17 protein-coding genes are annotated in these 17,620 nt (G+C 67.6%); 12 read left to right on the top strand and 5 right to left on the bottom strand.

What is annotated here, in order from left to right:
• The first annotated feature begins 157 nt into the window (after positions 1 to 157).
• The 7 genes from E3T25_RS01390 to E3T25_RS01360 all read left to right on the top strand — a co-directional run bounded on the left by E3T25_RS01390 (position 158) and on the right by E3T25_RS01360 (position 8,997).
• Positions 158 to 2,410 carry a bifunctional alpha,alpha-trehalose-phosphate synthase (UDP-forming)/trehalose-phosphatase gene (locus E3T25_RS01390; protein WP_134371815.1) on the top strand — a complete coding sequence of 751 codons (2,253 nt, stop codon included), beginning with the start codon at positions 158 to 160 and terminating at the stop codon, positions 2,408 to 2,410.
• A 45-nt stretch (positions 2,411 to 2,455) separates the two neighbouring features.
• The gene (gene ilvD, locus E3T25_RS01385) at positions 2,456 to 4,150 is read left to right on the top strand and encodes a dihydroxy-acid dehydratase (protein ID WP_104171612.1); all 1,695 of its coding nucleotides are present in this window, start codon (positions 2,456 to 2,458) and stop codon (positions 4,148 to 4,150) included.
• Between the two features lie 37 nt (positions 4,151 to 4,187).
• On the top strand, positions 4,188 to 6,008 hold the full coding sequence (locus tag E3T25_RS01380; protein ID WP_134371693.1) for an acetolactate synthase large subunit: 1,821 nt from the start codon (positions 4,188 to 4,190) through the stop codon (positions 6,006 to 6,008).
• A 3-nt stretch (positions 6,009 to 6,011) separates the two neighbouring features.
• Positions 6,012 to 6,521, top strand: a complete 510-nt coding sequence (gene ilvN / locus E3T25_RS01375; protein ID WP_104102867.1) for an acetolactate synthase small subunit — start codon at positions 6,012 to 6,014, stop codon at positions 6,519 to 6,521.
• A 41-nt stretch (positions 6,522 to 6,562) separates the two neighbouring features.
• Entirely contained in the window at positions 6,563 to 7,591 is a 1,029-nt protein-coding gene (gene ilvC / locus E3T25_RS01370) for a ketol-acid reductoisomerase (protein ID WP_104102870.1), read from the top strand.
• Between the two features lie 444 nt (positions 7,592 to 8,035).
• Positions 8,036 to 8,632, top strand: a complete 597-nt coding sequence (locus E3T25_RS01365; RefSeq protein WP_134371691.1) for a DNA polymerase III subunit gamma/tau — start codon at positions 8,036 to 8,038, stop codon at positions 8,630 to 8,632.
• Positions 8,629 to 8,997: a hypothetical protein gene (locus tag E3T25_RS01360; RefSeq protein ID WP_134371689.1), complete on the top strand. Its 369-nt coding sequence runs from the start codon at positions 8,629 to 8,631 to the stop codon at positions 8,995 to 8,997. The genes E3T25_RS01365 and E3T25_RS01360 overlap by 4 nt, the downstream gene beginning before the upstream one ends.
• A gap of 14 nt (positions 8,998 to 9,011) precedes the next feature.
• Here E3T25_RS01360 and E3T25_RS01355 read toward each other — a convergent pair whose 3' ends face one another.
• Entirely contained in the window at positions 9,012 to 9,191 is a 180-nt protein-coding gene (locus E3T25_RS01355; protein ID WP_134371687.1) for a hypothetical protein, read from the bottom strand.
• A gap of 68 nt (positions 9,192 to 9,259) precedes the next feature.
• Positions 9,260 to 9,655 (bottom strand): DoxX family protein, encoded by a 396-nt coding sequence (locus E3T25_RS01350; protein WP_104102881.1) that lies wholly within the window; start codon positions 9,653 to 9,655, stop codon positions 9,260 to 9,262.
• 97 nt (positions 9,656 to 9,752) lie between these two features.
• Between E3T25_RS01350 and serA the strand changes: the two genes are divergently transcribed.
• Positions 9,753 to 11,345, top strand: coding sequence for a phosphoglycerate dehydrogenase (gene serA / locus E3T25_RS01345; RefSeq protein ID WP_104102883.1), 1,593 nt, complete (start codon positions 9,753 to 9,755; stop codon positions 11,343 to 11,345).
• Here serA and E3T25_RS01340 read toward each other — a convergent pair.
• Entirely contained in the window at positions 11,335 to 11,928 is a 594-nt protein-coding gene (locus E3T25_RS01340; protein ID WP_134371685.1) for a TetR/AcrR family transcriptional regulator, read from the bottom strand. The two genes, serA and E3T25_RS01340, sit on opposite strands and share 11 nt — an antisense overlap.
• Before the next feature lie 83 nt (positions 11,929 to 12,011).
• Here E3T25_RS01340 and E3T25_RS01335 point away from each other — a divergent pair, with 83 nt between their 5' ends.
• The gene (locus E3T25_RS01335) at positions 12,012 to 13,547 is read left to right on the top strand and encodes an MFS transporter (protein WP_420898218.1); all 1,536 of its coding nucleotides are present in this window, start codon (positions 12,012 to 12,014) and stop codon (positions 13,545 to 13,547) included.
• Between the two features lie 87 nt (positions 13,548 to 13,634).
• Here E3T25_RS01335 and E3T25_RS01330 read toward each other — a convergent pair whose 3' ends face one another.
• Positions 13,635 to 13,886, bottom strand: a complete 252-nt coding sequence (locus tag E3T25_RS01330) for a DUF6458 family protein (RefSeq protein WP_104102889.1) — start codon at positions 13,884 to 13,886, stop codon at positions 13,635 to 13,637.
• Between the two features lie 102 nt (positions 13,887 to 13,988).
• On the opposite strand from E3T25_RS01330, the gene E3T25_RS01325 reads away from it, so the two are divergent.
• From E3T25_RS01325 to E3T25_RS01315, 3 genes are read left to right on the top strand one after another with little or no spacing between them, the layout of a single operon-like run.
• Positions 13,989 to 15,062, top strand: coding sequence for a 3-isopropylmalate dehydrogenase (locus E3T25_RS01325; protein ID WP_134371684.1), 1,074 nt, complete (start codon positions 13,989 to 13,991; stop codon positions 15,060 to 15,062).
• Entirely contained in the window at positions 15,059 to 16,204 is a 1,146-nt protein-coding gene (locus tag E3T25_RS01320; RefSeq protein ID WP_104102894.1) for a branched-chain amino acid aminotransferase, read from the top strand. The genes E3T25_RS01325 and E3T25_RS01320 overlap by 4 nt, the downstream gene beginning before the upstream one ends.
• Positions 16,201 to 16,971 (top strand): fumarylacetoacetate hydrolase family protein, encoded by a 771-nt coding sequence (locus E3T25_RS01315; RefSeq protein WP_104102895.1) that lies wholly within the window; start codon positions 16,201 to 16,203, stop codon positions 16,969 to 16,971. Before E3T25_RS01320 ends, E3T25_RS01315 begins: the two co-directional genes overlap by 4 nt.
• A gap of 3 nt (positions 16,972 to 16,974) precedes the next feature.
• On the opposite strand, the gene E3T25_RS01310 is transcribed toward E3T25_RS01315, so the two are convergent.
• Positions 16,975 to 17,580: a TetR/AcrR family transcriptional regulator gene (locus E3T25_RS01310; RefSeq protein WP_134371682.1), complete on the bottom strand. Its 606-nt coding sequence runs from the start codon at positions 17,578 to 17,580 to the stop codon at positions 16,975 to 16,977.
• Between the last annotated feature and the right edge of the window lie 40 nt (positions 17,581 to 17,620).

Here is a 17,620-nt window from a genome sequence, read left to right as displayed (position 1 = left end):
ACACGATCCACGGGTTAAAGTACGCGCGTTACCTCAAAGTTGTCCCCATGTCGGGCGACCGTGGCCGAGTGGCCAGCCCGGCCACCGCTTTCGGCCCACTGGTAGCCTTGGGAGACCACCAAGGCGTCGCTCTGCGCCCGCCGGAACGGACGATCCCATTACCTCTGCAGCCGAACCCACGGCATCCGCCGCCCCGGACTCCACCTATTCGCTGGTCGTGGTCTCCAACCGCCTCCCGATCGAGATCGAGGTTTCCGAAGACGGAACCGAGGGCTGGCGCACCTCGCCCGGCGGCCTGGTCACCGCCCTCGAGCCCATGATGCGCAGCTCCGACGGCGCCTGGGTGGGCTGGCCCGGCATCGCCGACCGCTCGTTCGACCCGTTCGAGAACGACGGCATCTCCATCGTGCCGGTGCGGCTCAGCGAGTCGGAGTTGGAGGATTACTACGAGGGCTTCTCCAACGACACGATCTGGCCGCTTTACCACGACGTGATCGCGCCGCCGCGCTACCACCGCGAATGGTGGGAGGCCTACGTTCGGGTGAACCGCCGCTTCGCCGACGCCGCCGCATCCGCCGCTGCGCCCGGCGCCACGGTGTGGGTGCACGACTACCAGTTGCAGCTCGTGCCACGGATGCTGCGCGACGCGCGGCCCGACCTCGTGATCGGGTTCTTCAACCACATCCCTTTTCCGCCCTACGGGATCTACGCCCAGCTACCCTGGCGCAAGCAGATCCTCGACGGACTGCTCGGCGCCGACCTGATCGGTTTCCAGCGCCTCGCCGACGCCGGTAACTTCTCCCGAGCCGTGCGCCGCCTCTACGGCTATCCGACCCGCGGCGTCGCCATCGATGTGCCCGCACCCGATGGCAAGCATCGCCGGGTGATCGCCAAGCACTTCCCGATCTCCATCGACGCCGCCGCCTACGAGGAACTGGCGCGGCGCCCCGAGATCCAGGAGCGGGCGCGCCAGATCCGCGAAGACCTCGGCAACCCCCAGACGATCATGCTGGGCGTGGACCGGCTCGACTACACCAAGGGCATCGCCCACCGCATCAAGGCGTTCGGCGAGCTGCTCGCCGACGGCAGCCTGAGCGTGGAGGACGTCACCCTGGTGCAGGTCGCCAGCCCCTCCCGGGAACGCGTCGGCCCCTACATCGCCCTGCGCGACGAGATCGAACTGGCCGTCGGCCGCCTCAACGGCGACTTCTCCACCATCAGCCACACCGCCATCAGTTACCACCATCACGGCTACCCGCGCGAGGAGATGGTGGCGCTCTACCTCGCGGCCGACGTGATGCTCGTGACCGCGCTCCGCGACGGCATGAACCTCGTCGCCAAGGAATACGTGGCCGTGCGCTTCGACCGCGACGGCGTGCTCGTTCTGAGCGAGTTCGCCGGCGCCGCCGACGAGCTCAAACAGGCCGTGCTGATCAACCCGCATGACATCGACGGCGTGAAGGCCGCCATCCTCAGGGCCGTCGCGATGCCCCGCCAGGAACGGCTGCGACGCATGCGCTCGCTCCGCCGCAAGGTCTTCGACAACGACGTCGACGCCTGGTCCTCTTCCTTCCTCCGAACCCTGACCGAAGGAGCCGCCGTGCGTCCCGGGATCCCCGACACCCTCGCCGGTGCGCTGAAGGATCTCAGCCGCGCCGACAACATCCTCGTGGCCCTCGATTTCGACGGGACGCTTGCCCCGCACGTCGACAAGCCCGAAGACGCGCGCGCAGTGGCAGGCACCCGCGAGGCGGTGCAGCGCCTGCTCGACCTCGACGGGGTGCGGGTCGCGTTCGTCTCCGGCCGGGCCCTGGTCAGCCTGCGGCACGTGTCGCAGCCGCAGACCGATGTGCTCCTCGCCGGCTCGCACGGGATCGAGGTGCAGCTGGACACCCCCGAGATCGAACTCGACCTCGTCACCGAGGAACTCGAGCAGCTCGACGCCCTCGCCCGGGTGCTTGAGCGCATCTCCGGCAGCATCGACGGAACCTGGATCGAACGCAAGCCGGCCGGTCTGGCCCTGCACACCCGGCTGGCGACGCCTCGGAAAGCGGCGGCCGCCCTGAAGGCCGCACGCGGGGAGCTGGGCACGCTGCTGCCCGGCCTGACTGTGCGGGACGGCAAGGACGTGATCGAATTCGCGGTGCGTGCCAGCACCAAGGGCGACGCCCTTGCGCGGTTGCGCCGGCACGCGGGGGCCGACCGGGTCTTCTACGCCGGCGACGACACCACCGACGAAGACGCCTTCGCCGTGCTGCGACCCGGCGACGTCGGCCTCAAGATCGGGGCAGGCGACTCGCTCGCCGGCTACCGGGTGCGCGGCCCCGAAGACGTGCCGCTGGTGCTGGGCCTGATCGCCGATGCCCGCGCGGCCGTCGCCGCGGAGCGTGAGGCCGCCGCCGGAGCATGACCCTCGGGCGACGTTCCGCCTTCAGCGGACGTTTAGACTCAGTGCATGACTGAGATCGATATGAAGCCTCGCAGCCGGGACGTCACCGATGGAATCGAAGCCACCACCTCGCGGGGGATGCTCCGGGCCGTCGGTATGGGCGACGCCGACTGGGAGAAACCCCAGATCGGCATCGCAAGCTCGTGGAACGAGATCACGCCCTGCAACCTCTCCCTGGACCGCCTCGCGCAGGCCGCCAAAGAAGGTGTGCACGGCGGCGGCGGCTACCCGCTGCAGTTCGGCACCATCTCCGTCTCCGATGGCATCTCGATGGGCCATGAGGGCATGCACTTCTCCCTCGTCTCCCGCGAGGTCATCGCCGACTCGGTCGAGGTTGTCATGCAGGCCGAGCGCCTCGACGGCTCCGTGCTGCTGGCGGGCTGCGACAAGTCGCTGCCCGGGATGCTGATGGCCGCGGCCCGCCTCGACCTGGCCAGCGTTTTCCTCTACGCAGGATCGATCGCTCCCGGCTGGGTCAAGCTTTCCGACGGCACCGAAAAAGACATCACCATCATCGACTCCTTCGAGGCGGTGGGCGCCGTCAAGGCCGGGCGGATGTCCGTGGCCGACGCCAAGCGCATCGAGTGCGCCTTCGCTCCCGGCGAGGGTGCCTGCGGCGGCATGTACACCGCCAACACCATGGCCAGCGTGGCCGAGGCTCTCGGCATGAGCCTGCCGGGATCGGCCTCCCCGGCCTCCGCCGACCGCCGCCGCGACTACTACGCGCACCGCTCCGGCGAGGCCGTCGTCAACCTGCTGCGTCTGGGGATCACGGCCAGGGACATCCTGACCCGCAAGGCCTTCGAGAACGCGATCGCCGTGGCGATGGCGTTCGGCGGCTCCACCAACGTGGTTCTGCACCTGCTGGCCATCGCGAACGAGGCCGAGGTCGAGCTCACCCTCGACGACTTCAACCGCATCGGCGACAAGGTGCCGCACATCGGCGACCTGAAACCGTTCGGCAAGTACGTCATGAACGACGTCGACCGTCACGGCGGCGTGCCGGCCGTGATGCGGGCCCTGCTTGAGGCCGGCCTCATCCACGGCGACGCGCTCACCGTGACCGGCAAGACCGTGGCCGAGAACCTTGCCGAGATCGACCCGCCCGAACTGGACGGCGAGGTGCTGCGCACCCTCGACAACCCGATTCACGCCAGCGGCGGAATCACCATCCTCAAGGGCTCTATCGCCCCCGAGGGTGCCGTCGTCAAAACCGCCGGCTTCGACTCCGACATCTTCGAGGGACCCGCGCGCGTGTTTGAGCGTGAGCGCGCCGCCATGGACGCTCTCACTGCGGGGGAGATCCAGAAGGGAGACGTCGTCGTCATCCGCTACGAGGGACCCAAGGGCGGGCCCGGAATGCGGGAGATGCTCTCGATCACCGCCGCTATCAAGGGCGCCGGGCTCGGCGCCGATGTACTACTCTTAACGGACGGTCGATTCTCAGGCGGCACAACCGGACTGTGCATCGGCCATATAGCACCCGAAGCGGTGGACGAAGGTCCAATCGCCTTCGTGCGCGATGGTGATCTGATACGGGTCGATATCGCAGCTCGCACGCTCGACCTACTGGTCGACCCTGATGAGCTGACCGCCCGGAGTGTTGGCTGGGCACCTCTGCCTCCGCGCTACACCCGGGGCGTTCTCGCAAAGTACTCGAAGCTTGTCCAGTCTGCGGCCGTCGGCGCCGTCACGGGGTAGAACTCACTATTCGTCATCGAACTAGGGAACTGATCACATGACCGCGGAAACACCCGTGCCATCACCGTCGCCCTCGTCTGCCGCGGCCGCCGGGGCGCCCGACTCGGGGGCACCGGAAATCCTCACCGGTTCCGGTGCGATCATCCGCTCGCTGGAGCTGCTGGGCGTCACCGACGTCTTCGGTCTGCCGGGCGGCGCCGTCATTCCGCTCTACGACGAGCTGATGAGCCAAACCGTGATCCGGCACATCCTGGTGCGGCACGAGCAGGGTGCCGGCCACGCCGCGGAGGGCTACGCCTCGGCGAGCAACCGCGTCGGGGTGGCCATCGCCACCTCCGGGCCCGGCGCCACCAACCTTGTCACCGCCATCGCCGACGCGTACATGGACTCGGTGCCGATCCTTTGCATCACCGGCCAGGTCTTCTCCACCCTGATGGGCACGGATGCCTTCCAGGAGGCCGACATCGTCGGCATCACCATGCCGATCACGAAGCACTCCTTCCTGGTCAAGCGTCCCGAGGACATCCCCGCGGCTATCGCGTCGGCTCACCTGATCGCCTCCACCGGCCGGCCCGGCCCGGTCCTGGTGGACATCACCAAGGATGCCCAGCAGAAGAGCGCCCCGTTCATCTGGCCGCCCAAGCTCGACCTGCCCGGCTACCGGCCGGTCACCAAGGCCCACGGCAAACAGGTGCAGGCTGCGGCCCAGCTGCTTGCCGAGGCCAAGAAGCCCGTCCTCTATGTGGGTGGCGGTGTCATCCGTGCCCGCGCGTCGGAAGAACTGCTCGCGTTCGCCGAACTCAGCAAGACGCCCGTCGTCACCACGTTGATGGCGCGCGGCGCGTTCCCGGACTCGCACGACCAGCACCTGGGCATGCCCGGGATGCACGGCACCGTGTCCGCGGTGCTCGCGCTGCAGGAGGCAGACCTGATCATCGCGCTCGGCTCCCGCTTCGACGACCGGGTCACCGGCAAGGTCTCCGAGTTTGCGCCGCACGCCACGATCGTGCACGTCGACATCGACCCCGCGGAGATCGGTAAGATCCGCGCCGCCGACGTTCCCATCGTCGGTGATGCCAAGGAGGTCATCACCGAACTCACCATCGCCTACGCGGCCGCCATCACCACGACGACGCCCGACGTCAGCGTTTGGTGGACCTACCTCAAGGGTCTGCGGGAGGAGTTCCCGCTGGGCTATTCCGAGCCGACCGACGGCCTCATGAGCCCGCAGTTCGTGATCCAGCGCATCGGCGAGCTGACCGGGCCGGAAGCCGTCTATGCGGCCGGTGTCGGCCAGCACCAGATGTGGGCGGCCCAGTTCATCAAGTACGAGCGGCCCAATTCCTGGCTGAACTCCGGGGGCGCCGGCACGATGGGCTACTCCATCCCCGCAGCGATGGGTGCCAAGGTGGCCGAGCCCGACCGGGTGGTCTGGTCGATCGACGGCGACGGATGCTTCCAGATGACCAACCAGGAGCTGGCCACCTGCACGATCAACAACATTCCGATCAAGGTCGCCATCATCAACAACTCCTCGCTGGGCATGGTGCGCCAGTGGCAGACCCTGTTCTACGACGGACGGCACTCCTTCACCGATCTGCACACCGGGCACGGGTCCGCCATGGTGCCGGACTTCGTGAAGCTGTCGGAGGCCTACGGTGCCCTCGCCATCCGGGTCACCAGCCCCGACCAGGTCGACGACGCCATCAAGCTGGCGTTGGCGACCAACGACCGGCCCGTGGTGATCGACTTCATCGTGAGCCGGGACGCCATGGTCTGGCCGATGGTGCCGCAGGGTGTCAGCAACAGCTATGTGCAGTATGCCAAAGAGCACGCACCGACCTGGGAAGAGGAATAACCCGTGAGCACCCACGTTCTGAGCCTCCTCGTCGAGGACAAGCCCGGCCTGCTCACCCGGGTCGCCGGCCTCTTCGCCCGCCGCGGTTTCAACATCGAGAGCCTCGCCGTCGGCCACACCGAAATCCCCGGGCTCTCCCGCATCACGATCCTCGTCGACGTCGAAGACGCACCGCTGGAGCAAGTGACCAAGCAGCTGAACAAGCTGATCAACGTCATCAAGATCGTCGAACTCGACCCGGCCCAGTCGGTGCAGCGCGAACACCTGCTGGTGAAGGTGCGCGCCGACAACACGACCCGGTCGATGGTGCTCGAAGCCGTGACCCTGTTCCGGGCTCGGGTCGTCGACGTGTCCGTCGACGCGGTCGTGATCGAGGTCACCGGGGACTCCGGCAAAACGCAGGCGCTGCTGCGCGTGCTCGAGCCCTACGGGATCAAGGAAATCGCCCAGTCCGGCCTGCTCGCCATCGGCCGCGGGTCGAAATCGATCAGCGAGCGCGTCTTCAAAAACTAGAGCTCGACCACCGACTACAACAACAAGGAGAACATTTACTCGTGTCTGAGATTTACTACGACAAAGACGCCGACCTGTCGATCATCCAGGGCAAGAAGGTAGCCGTCATCGGCTATGGCTCGCAGGGTCACGCCCACGCGCAGAACCTGCGCGACTCGGGTGTCGAGGTCGTCATCGGCCTCAAGGAGGGCTCGAAGTCCAAGGCCAAGGCCGAAGAGGCCGGCTTCACCGTTCTCAGCACCGCCGAGGCATCCGCCTGGGCCGACGTCATCGTCATCCTGGCGCCCGACCAGGTGCAGCGTCACCTGTTCGCCGACGACGTGCTGCCGAACCTCGCTGCGGGCAAGGCCCTTGTCTTCGGACACGGCTTCAACATCCGTTTCGGCTACATCAAGGCCCCCGAAGGCATCGACGTCACCATGGTCGCCCCCAAGGGACCGGGCCACACCGTGCGCCGCGAGTATGAGGCCGGCCGCGGCGTTCCCGTGATCGTCGCCGTCGAGAAGGATGCCTCGGGCGCGGCCTGGCCGCTCACCCTCAGCTACGCCAAGGCGATCGGTGGGCTGCGCGCCGCCGGCATCAAGACCACCTTCACCGAAGAGACCGAAACCGACCTGTTCGGCGAGCAGGCCGTGCTCTGTGGTGGCGCGTCGCAGCTGATCCAGTACGGCTTCGAGGTTCTCACCGAGGCCGGCTACCAGCCGCAGGTCGCCTACTTCGAGGTGCTGCACGAGCTCAAGCTCATCGTCGACCTGATGTGGGAGGGGGGCATCGCCAAGCAGCGGTGGAGCGTCTCCGACACCGCCGAGTACGGCGACTACGTCTCCGGCCCACGCGTCATCGACGCCCACGTCAAGGAGAATATGAAGGCCGTTCTCGCCGACATCCAGAACGGCGCCTTCGCGGCCCGCTTCATCGCGGACCAGGACGCCGGAGCACCGGAGTTCCTTGCTCTGCGCAAGAAGGGCGAAGAGCACCCCATCGAAGCCACCGGCCGTGAGCTGCGCAAGCTGTTCGCCTGGAACGCCTCCGCCGACGACGACTACACTGACGGCGAAGCCGCGCGCTAACACCCGAGCTCGCATCGGCAGCGGGGCCAATCCACTGGATTGGCCCCGCTGCCGCGTCAACGGCGCTGATTGCCCGAGGATGCATTCGGGGTGCTTGCCACGTCCGGTCCGGGTGGTCACCATTGATGCCCGTGGATGAACCCGGCCTGCCGGTTCGCACAGGACACGACCCCATTCGCAGCCGGTTCATGGCAGCCCCGACGGCCCGGCGGGGGAGACGGTCACGGCCGCGAAGCTCGAGCGCGCCTCGGCCCCGGACGCCGTCTTCCGGCTCGTCGCGCAGAAGAAGATCCCAGCCGACAAGCTGACCACGCATCGGTTCCGGATGGACCAGATCCTCGAGGCGTACGACACCTTCTCCCGCGCGGCGGAAACCAAGGCACTGAAAGTCTTGATCAGCCGGAAGTGTGCGCCGCCCGGGCGGCGCCTCGGTACGCTGGTCTCATGACTTCTGGACACTCCGGTGACGACAACCGGGACGACGCCCTGGGCTGGGCCGGCGACGACGACCCCACGCTCGTCTCCGGCGACGAGTCTGGCGCGACCGCACGGCCCGCCGAGCCCGATTCGGGCGCTTTCGTCACGACCGGCGACGGTTCCGGCTCCGGCTCTGAAACCGAAACCGACACCGGCACCGCGGCCGGTACCGAGACCGGTTCCGTCGCGCCTCCGGAGGGATGGACCGTGGCCGGTCCGGCATCCGCTGTCGCGGCGAAGGCGGCGGCCGACGCCGCCCTGACCCGCACGGCCACGAGTTCCCTGGCGCTCGTCTCGCTCGGAATCTTCGGCGGAATATATCTGCTCTACACGGTGGGCTGGTTCATCGGCGTGGGCCGCATCCAGACCCCGCCCGCCGACGAGTTGTCCGAGTTCATGTTCTCCCTCGGTCTCTGGCTGGCCGTGGCCGCTCCAGCGGTCTGGTTCGCGGTGACGTTCTGGCTGACCAGAACGCATCCCCGAGCCCGGATCGGCTGGCTACTCCTCGGAGTCGTTCTGCTCGCCCCGCTGCCGTTCATCTCCGGACCGGGGGTCATCGCATGACCGATTCACCGGTGACCACGCCCGCGGCCGTCCCCTCATCCCGGCGGCGCACCCCGCGCTGGCTGTCGACGGGCATCGCGATCCTGTTCGGCCTTTGCTATGCCTACGACATCTGGGAGGGCGTCGGCAACCTCGTCGGCCTCAACATCCTGGCTCAAAGCCTCGACACCCAGCTGAGCGGACTCGGTATTTTCGTGCTCCTCGTCGGCATCCTGGGCCCGCTCCTCGTCTTCGTGCTTGCCGCATGGATCGGGCGTTCGCGCGGACCCGCCGCGCAGGCTGCCCTGTTCCTGGCCGGCCTGGGTCTGAACGCCGCGATCGCCGCCAACATCTTCACCCTCGGCGCGGGCAGCCTGCTCGCCTAGCCCTGCCTGCTCGCCTAGCCCTGCTTGCTCGCCTGGCCCTGCTTGCTCGCCTGGCCCTGCTTGCTCGCCTGGCCCTGCTTGCTCGCCTGGCCCTGCCTGCTCGCCTGGCCCTGCCGCTCGGTGTCCCGAACGAATTCGACGGAGATGTTGCTCTCAACAGCGCGTTTGGGTTCAAAAACGGGTGTTTGACCCAAAATCTCCGTCGAATTGGTTCGACACCGGGCAGGGCGCTCCGCCTGTGGTGCACGGCGTCGCCTAGCGCTCAGGCGATCGCGACGACGATCAGCCCCATCAGCACGAGCTGCCCGGTCAGCCGCGGCACGAGGGGGATCGCGGCCACGCCGAAGCGGTCCGGGTAGCGCGCGGCGAAGGCGTTGGCGGGGAAGATCGCCGCCAAGAACACGATCAGGCAGACGCCAGCCGTCACGATCGTGGGTGGATACAGCAGTCCGAGCCCGCCCGCGATCTCGCAGACTCCGGTGAGGATGACGAGGTTGCCGGGGCGAAGCATCCCGGTCGTTCGCAGCCGTGGCGGGATCATCGCCCTCATCGTGCGCGCCACACCCGGCACGAAATGTGCGATGCCGGCGCCGATGAAGACCACCGCCAGCACGATGCGCACGGCGAACTGGAGGTCGGGGAATGTAACGCTGCTCATGGCCCTATTCTCCAGCCGATAGAGTGATTTCATATCTGGCGCCCCACGGTCGCGGCGCAAGCCATGCTTTTCTGCTGCAATCGGAGGATCCGTTTTCGTGTCAAAACCTGTTGTCCTAATCGCTGAAGAATTATCGCCTGCCACCGTCGACGCCCTCGGGCCCGACTTCGAGGTCCGCTCCGTAGACGGCACTGACCGGGTCGCGCTACTCGCCGGACTGGCCACGGCGCATGCCGTTCTGGTGCGCTCCGCCACGAAGGTGGACGCGGAGGCAATCGCCGCCGCACCGTTACTGAAGGTCATCGCCCGCGCGGGCGTCGGCCTCGACAACGTCGACATTAAAGCGGCCACGGCTGCGGGCGTCATGGTCGTCAATGCCCCGACCTCCAACATTATTTCCGCCGCAGAACTGACCGTCGGGCACATCATCAGCCTGGCCCGTCACATCCCGGCCGCCCACGGCGCGCTGGCGCAGGGGCAGTGGAAGCGCTCCAAGTACACCGGCGTCGAGCTCTACGAAAAGACCATCGGCATCATCGGCCTCGGCCGCATCGGCGCCCTCATCGCGGCGCGGATGCAGGCCTTCGGCACGAACATCATCGCCTATGACCCCTACATCACCTCCGCCCGCGCCCAGCAGCTCGGCGTGGTTCCGGTCAGCCTCGATGAGCTCCTTGCACAGTCGGACTTCATCACCATCCACATGCCCAAGACGCCCGAAACCAACGGCATGATCGGCGCCGAACAGTTCAAGCTGATGAAGCCCACCGCGTTCGTCGTGAACGTGGCCCGCGGCGGCCTCATCAACGAGAACGACCTCTACGACGCCCTCACGGCCGGCACGATCGCCGGCGCCGGCCTCGATGTGTTCGTCAACGAGCCGCCGACCGGGTCGAAGCTGCTCGGCCTCAACAACATCATCACCACGCCTCACCTCGGCGCCTCCACGGACGAAGCCCAGGAAAAGGCCGGCGTCTCCGTCGCCAAGTCGGTTCGCCTCGCCCTGTCGGGGGAGCTCGTCCCCGACGCGGTCAACGTCGCCGGAGGCGTTATCGACCCCTACGTGCGCCCCGGCATCCCGCTGGTGGAGAAGCTCGGCCAGGTCTTCTCCGGTCTCGGCGCCCACAGCCCGCTGACCAGCGTCGACGTCGAGGTGCGCGGCGAGCTCGCCGACTATGACGTGAGCGTGCTCCGGCTCGCCGCGCTCAAGGGCATTTTCACCAATGTCGTCAGCGAGACCGTGTCCTACGTCAACGCGCCGTTGCTCGCCGAGCAGCGCGGCGTCGCGGTGCGCATGATCACCGACAAGGAGTCGCCGGAGTACCGCAACGTCATCACGCTGCGTGGCGCCCTCGCGGATGGCTCGCAGGTATCGGTGTCCGGCACCCTGACCGGCACCAAGCAAATCGAGAAGATCGTCGAGATCAACGGCTACGACGTCGAGGTTCCGTTCGACGACCACCTGATCGTGATGCTCTACACGGACCGTCCGGGAATCGTGGCCGTCTACGGCCGCGAGTTCGGCGACGCCCAGATCAACATCGCGGGCATGCAGATCGCCCGCCACGTGGCTGGCGGCAAGGCCCTGAGCGTACTGACGGTCGACTCGCCCGTTCCGGCGAGCCTGCTGGCCACGGTGCGCGACGCGATCTCGGCCGAGGCCATGATCGAAATCTCCATCACCGAATAGCAGTTCCGTCGGTCATCCGCCCGATCACCGCGAGCAACCGGTCCAACCTCGTCGTCGATGTGTCATCGACGGCAGGCTGGCCGGGGCTCGCGAGGGTGGATTCGTAGTACAGCCCGTCACTGACGAGCATGATCACCTCGGCCACGTCCGGGTCTCCCACCGCCTCCTCGATGACGCTCAGCCACTGGCGTCGAGTTGCGGCCAGGGCCGCATTGGCCAACGGATGTGCCCCCTGCGCGAGCCTGACGGCCGCACCGATCGACTGGTCGAGCACCGTCCCCTCGCTCATCGACGTGCGGATCAGGTAGTCGACCGCTCCGGCCGAGGCCGCTCGAATTTGTTCGACATCGTCGGCGACGAGCGCGTCGAGCCGGGCCAGGAGTCCCTCCACGAGCGCGTCTTTCGACCCGAAGTGGTAGAGCAGGCCGCCCTTGGAAAGGCCAGCCGCCACCGCCACCGCCTCGAGGGTGGCCGCCCGCTCGCCCTGGTCGACCAGGAGGTGCGCGAACGCGTCCAGGATGCGATCGCGCGTGGGGGAGAGGCGGGGCACGTTCCGGGCCGGGGCTGCGGTTTTAGAGCTCATGGTGCTACTATACCGTCTGGACGGTTTACTGTACCGTCTGGACGGTGCAGCATCCGTCCCTGGAGCCGAAAGAAGTCGTTCCCGTGTCGAATACCGTCCGAGAGACCACCCCCGTCATCGCCGTCAGCCGTGTGCTCGGCCCCCGCCGCCGGTGGTGGGCGCTCGTCGTGCTCATGCTGCCCGTGCTCCTGGTCTCGATCGACAACACGGTGCTCAACCTCGCCCTGCCGGCCATTTCCGAGGACCTGCGGCCGACCGGCACGCAGCTGCTCTGGGTAATCGACATCTACCCGCTCATGCTCGCCGGCCTCCTAGTGGCCATGGGCAGCCTCGGTGATCGAATCGGGCGCCGCCGGCTGCTGCTGATCGGCTCCGCCGGGTTCGGCGCCGTTTCCGTGGTGGCCGCCTTCGCCCCAAGCGTCGAGTGGTTGATCATCGACCGCGCCGTGCTGGGCTTCTTCGGCGCCATGCTGATGCCGCCGACGCTGTCGCTGCTCCGCTCCGTCTTCACCGACCGCAACCAGCGGCGGCTGGCGATCGCGATCTGGGCGAGCGGTTTCGCCGCAGGCAGCGCGCTCGGCCCCGTGGTGGGCGGCGTGCTGCTGGAGCACTTCGCCTGGGGCTCGGTCTTCCTGCTCGCGGTGCCGCTGCTCCTGCCGCTGCTGGTTCTCGGGCCCCTGCTCGTGCCGGAGTCCCGCGACCCGAACCCCGGACGCATCGACGCGCCGAGCATCGCGCTCTCGCTGGCGACCATGCTGCCGGTCGTCTACGGGATCAAGGCCCTGGCGGAGCACGGACCCACGCCCTTCTCGCTCGGCCCGATCGTGCTCGGACTCGCCGCAGGCGTGGTCTTCGTGCGCCGCCAGCCCCGGCTGACGCACCCGATGATCGACCTCGGGCTGTTCCGCCAGGGGGCCTTCAGCGGGGCGATCGGCGTCAACCTGCTGAGCGTCGTGGCTCTCGTCGGCGGCCTGTTCTTCGTCTCCCAGTACCTGCAGCTCGTACTGGCCCTCTCGCCTCTGGAGGCGGGTCTGGTGCTCGTGCCGGGACTGGCGGCGATGATCGTGTCCGGCCTCGTCATCGTGCCCATCGCCCGGCGCGTGCGGCCGTCGATCGTCGTTCCGGTGGCACTGCTGATCTCGGCCGTCGGCTACGCGGCCGCCGCCCTGGGCGGGGGAGACCTCGACGCGGTCGGCATCGCGCTCGTCTTCGTGGCCCTCGGGATCGGGATCGGCGCGGCCGAGACGGTCTCGAACGAACTGATCGTGGCGAACGCCCCGGCGGCCAAGATGGGGGCGGCATCCGCTGTCGGCGAGACGGCCTATGAACTGGGCGCCGTGCTCGGCACGACCATCCTCGGTACCATCCTGACGGCGTCGTACCGCAGTGCGGTCGTGTTGCCGGAGGCCCTCACCGCGGCGCAGAGCGCGGCGGCGGCGGAGACCCTCGGCGGTGCGGTGGCCGTGGCCGACGGGCTGCCCTCCGGCCTGGCAAACGTGCTGCTCTCGTCGGCCCGCGATGCCTTCACCAGCGGAATTGGGCCCACGGCCTGGATCGGTACCATTCTGGTGCTGGCGGCGGCGTTGGTGGCGCTGGTCACCCTGCGTAAGGCGACCTGATCACCTGGGCCGCCGCCGGCGCAGGCCGGTGCCGGGGCGCGTGTCGACGTCGACCTCGACACGGGCCCCGGCACGACGGACGTCGACCTAGACGTCGTCGACGGAACGCTTCTGCGACGTGACCTGTTCCCCGCTCGCTTGGTCGACGGCGCTGCGGGTCGTGGTGATGCTGCTGCGCTTGCGGGTCAGCAAGACGATGCCGATGACCATGATGACAGCACCGGCGCCCATCAGGATGTAGCCGACCAGCTCGATGTCCATCCACTCGACGGTCACGTTCAGGGCGAACACCATAATGGCGCCGACGACAAGAAGGAAGATTCCCAATCCGAGACTCATGCGAAACTGCTTTCTATTGGTTGTCAGGAGTTGACCAGCTTAGACACTCGCTGCGTCGCAGTAGGGTTTATCTACAGCCAACTTTCAGACATACGGAGTCGAATGTCCCCTCTCATCAAGCTTGCTGTCATTCCCGGCGACGGGATCGGCCCCGAGGTCGTCGCCGAAGCGGTCAAGGTTCTCGAGGCGGCCACGTCTGCCGACGACGTCACCTTCGACGCAACCTGGTTCTCCCTCGGCGCCGCACGGTTCCTGGAAACCGGCGATGTGCTGACCGATGACGACCTCGCGGCGATCGCCGGCCACGACGCCATCCTGCTCGGCGCCGTCGGCGGCGTGCCGGGGGACCCCCGCCTCGCCAACGCGAATATCGAGCGCGGCCTTCTGCTCAAGTTACGCTTCTCGCTCGACCACTACGTGAACCTGCGCCCGAGCGTTCTCTACCACGGCGTGCCCAGCCCGCTGGCGTCTCCGGGCACCGTCGACTTCGTCGTCGTGCGCGAGGGCACAGAGGGTCCCTACGTGGGCAACGGCGGAGCGATCCGCCAGGGTACCGCGCACGAGGTGGCCAACGAGGTCTCCGTCAACACGGCCTTCGGCGTCGAACGCGTGGTGCGCTACGCCTTCGCCCAGGCCCAGGGTCGGCCCCGCCGCCACCTCACACTCGTGCACAAGACCAATGTGCTCGTCTTCGCGGGCAGCCTGTGGCAGCGGATCGTCACCGCCGTCGCAGCCGAATACCCCGAGGTGACCGTCGACTACCTGCACGTCGACGCGGCCACGATTTTCCTGGTCTCAAATCCGAGTAGATTTGACGTCATCGTCACGGACAACCTCTTCGGCGACATCCTCACCGATCTCGCGGCGGCAATCAGCGGCGGCATCGGCCTTGCGGCCTCCGGGAACATTAACCCTGAGGGCAGGTTCCCCAGCATGTTCGAGCCGGTTCACGGTTCGGCACCGGACATCGCGGGCAAACAACTGGCTGACCCCACGGCGGCCATCCTGTCGGTGGCACTACTCCTGGAGCACTTCGGACTCACGGATGCCGCGGCCCGGGTGACTGCCGCCGTGACCGCCGACATCGTGGCCCGGGCGGCTCTCGACATACCCCGGAGCACCAGCGCCGTGGGCGACGCCATCGTGACTCGACTGACAGACAAGGGAATCCAATGAGCCAGCCAGCGCCCCCGACGACATCCGGAACCGCCACCTTCCCGCTGAAATTCAGCCTGACGCCGTCGACCGCGGCCCGCACGAAGATCGAGCGCGAAGAGATCCTCGTCGATCCCGGCTTCGGCAAGAAGTTCACCGACCACATGGTCGCCATCGACTGGACCCTCGACGCGGGCTGGCACAACGCCCGGGTCATGCCCTACGGTCCGCTGCACCTCGACCCGGCCTCCTCGGTGCTGCACTACGGCCAGGAGATTTTCGAGGGGCTGAAGGCCTACCGTCACGCCGACGGGTCGATCTGGACCTTCCGCCCGGAGAAGAATGCAGAGCGCCTGCAGCGCTCCGCACGCCGCCTGGCACTGCCGGAACTCTCCGAGGCCGACTTCATCGAATCGATCCGGCAGCTCGTGGCCGTAGACGGCGACTGGGTGCCCTCCGCTGCGGAGACCAGCCTCTACCTGCGCCCATTCATGATCGCCAACGAGAGCTTCCTCGGCGTGCGGGCCGCGCACCAGGTCGGTTACTACGTGATCGCCAGCCCGGCCGGCGCCTACTTCGCAGACGGTGTGGCCCCGATCAAGATCTGGCTCTCGACCGAGTACTCCCGCGCCGGCCGCGGCGGCACCGGCGCGGCCAAATGCGGCGGCAACTACGCCGCCAGCCTGCTGCCTCAGATGCAGGCTTATGACAACGGCTGCGCCCAGGTGCTCTTCCTCGACGGGGAGACCAGCAGCCGCATCGACGAACTCGGCGGCATGAACGTGTTCTTCGTTCATGGCACCGACACGCTCGTCACCCCGCGCTTGACCGGCGCGATCCTCGAGGGCGTTACCCGCGACAGCATCATCCAGCTCGCTCGGGACCGAGGCCTGACCGTGGAGGAGCGCGACGTGACCCTCGGCGAATGGCAGGACGGTGTCGCATCCGGTGCCATCACCGAGGTGTTCGCCTGCGGCACGGCCGCCGTCGTCACCCCGATCTCGCAGCTCAAGGGCCCGAACCTCTCCATCGGCGACCCGGATGGCCCGGCCGGCCAGATCACGATGGCGCTCCGCCAGGAGCTGACCGACATTCAGTACGGCCGCCTGCCCGACCGCCACGGCTGGCTCACCCGGCTCGACGCCCCGGTGGGACCCGCGTGAAAATCGCACGGTTCAGTCACGAGGGACGTATCTCGTTCGGCATCGTCGACGACGACGAGATCGTCGTTTTAAAGGGCGACCCGATGTTCGCGGGCTATGACCCGTCCGGGGAGCGCGTGGCCCTGCGCGACGTGAAGCTGCTCGCCCCGGTGATCCCGCGGTCGAAGATCGTGGGCATGGCGTGGTCCTACTTCGCCGACGCGGCCGAGCAGTCCACCGCGGCCCGCTCGCCCGGTGAGCCCAGGTTTTTCCTCAAGCCGAACACCTGCGTCGTCGGCCCCGGCGACCCGATCACCGTGCCGGTGTCCACGGACAACGTGCACGTCGAGGGCGAGCTCGCGATCGTGATCGGCAAGATCACCCGCAACGTGTCCGTCGACGCCGCCGAGGACTCCATCTGGGGCTACACGGTAGCAAACGATGTCACCGCCCGCGATCTGCAGGAGCGCGACGGCGACCTCACACGGGCCAAAAGCTTCGACTCGTTCTGCCCGCTCGGACCGGTCATCGACACCGAATACGATTGGACCGCGTTGACCATCGAGTCCCGCATCAACGGCGAGGTCTTCCAGAAGGGCAATGCGACGCTGCTCAAGTACACCGTTGCTGAGATGATCTCCTTCGTCTCCAGCGTGTTCACCCTGCTGCCGGGCGACGTCATTCTGACGGGTGCCCCAGACCGGTCCGCCTCCGTCGTGCATGGTGACGCCGTGCAGGTGGAGATCGCCGGCATCGGCGTGCTGACGAATCCGGTGCGGCGCGCCTGATCGTCAGGCGTCGGTTGCGGCGTGCACGGGAAACCAGGACCGGATCTGCTCCGTCGCCGTATCCAGCAACGCCACCGATTCGGTCGCGTTGACCCGGGCGAGCAGCATGGCGCTCATGCCGAGCGAAGCCAGGGTGCGGGCGCGTTCCGGCGCGCTTCCTCCGGCCGCGGTCCCGGCCGCCCGGAGGGCGTCCTGAAGGGTGTCCGTCAGCTCGGACCGGTAGCCCTCCACGACCTGGCGGGCCAAGTCGTCGTGCCCGGCGAGGCCTGCGGCGCAGTTCACCAGCAGGCAGCCGCGGCGCGGGGAGTCCTCCGGCAGGGCGGAGACCGCCGACCTGAGTTCGCTGAAGTAGGCCAGCAGCGAGGCCCGGCCGATCCCCGGCCCGGTCAGGGTCCGCAATCTCGGGCGGATGACGGAGGCCTGGTAGTCCTCGACGGCGGCGTCGAACAGGCCACGCTTGCTGCCGAAGGCATGGTAGAGGCTGGATCGCCGGAGACCGGTCGCATCTTCGAGGTCGGCGAGCGAGGTAGCCTCGAAGCCCTTGTCCCAGAACAGGTCCCTGGCCGCCTGGACAACGGTCGTGCGCTCGAAACTCTGCAGCCGCCCCATGGTGTTTCCTCCGTTTTCGCTGTGAGTGGTTTTGTGTATC

It is taken from the genome of Cryobacterium sandaracinum (assembly GCF_004403415.1).
In the GTDB taxonomy this organism is placed as follows: Bacteria; Actinomycetota; Actinomycetes; order Actinomycetales; family Microbacteriaceae; genus Cryobacterium; species Cryobacterium sandaracinum.
The sequence above is the reverse complement of the archived record's forward strand: the minus strand, read 5'-3'. Positions and strand labels throughout refer to the sequence as shown.

What these genes read in the sequence shown, in the direction of transcription:
- ilvD (WP_104171612.1), top strand. Translation starts at nt 2,456, where the DNA reads ATGACTGAGATCGATATGAAGCCTCGCAGCCGGGACGTCACCGATGGA.
- E3T25_RS01380 (WP_134371693.1), top strand. Translation starts at nt 4,188, where the DNA reads ATGACCGCGGAAACACCCGTGCCATCACCGTCGCCCTCGTCTGCCGCG.
- E3T25_RS01365 (WP_134371691.1), top strand. Translation starts at nt 8,036, where the DNA reads ATGACTTCTGGACACTCCGGTGACGACAACCGGGACGACGCCCTGGGC.
- E3T25_RS01360 (WP_134371689.1), top strand. Translation starts at nt 8,629, where the DNA reads ATGACCGATTCACCGGTGACCACGCCCGCGGCCGTCCCCTCATCCCGG.
- E3T25_RS01350 (WP_104102881.1), bottom strand. Translation starts at nt 9,655, where the DNA reads ATGAGCAGCGTTACATTCCCCGACCTCCAGTTCGCCGTGCGCATCGTG.
- E3T25_RS01340 (WP_134371685.1), bottom strand. Translation starts at nt 11,928, where the DNA reads ATGAGCTCTAAAACCGCAGCCCCGGCCCGGAACGTGCCCCGCCTCTCC.
- E3T25_RS01330 (WP_104102889.1), bottom strand. Translation starts at nt 13,886, where the DNA reads ATGAGTCTCGGATTGGGAATCTTCCTTCTTGTCGTCGGCGCCATTATG.
- E3T25_RS01325 (WP_134371684.1), top strand. Translation starts at nt 13,989, where the DNA reads ATGTCCCCTCTCATCAAGCTTGCTGTCATTCCCGGCGACGGGATCGGC.
- E3T25_RS01320 (WP_104102894.1), top strand. Translation starts at nt 15,059, where the DNA reads ATGAGCCAGCCAGCGCCCCCGACGACATCCGGAACCGCCACCTTCCCG.
- E3T25_RS01310 (WP_134371682.1), bottom strand. Translation starts at nt 17,580, where the DNA reads ATGGGGCGGCTGCAGAGTTTCGAGCGCACGACCGTTGTCCAGGCGGCC.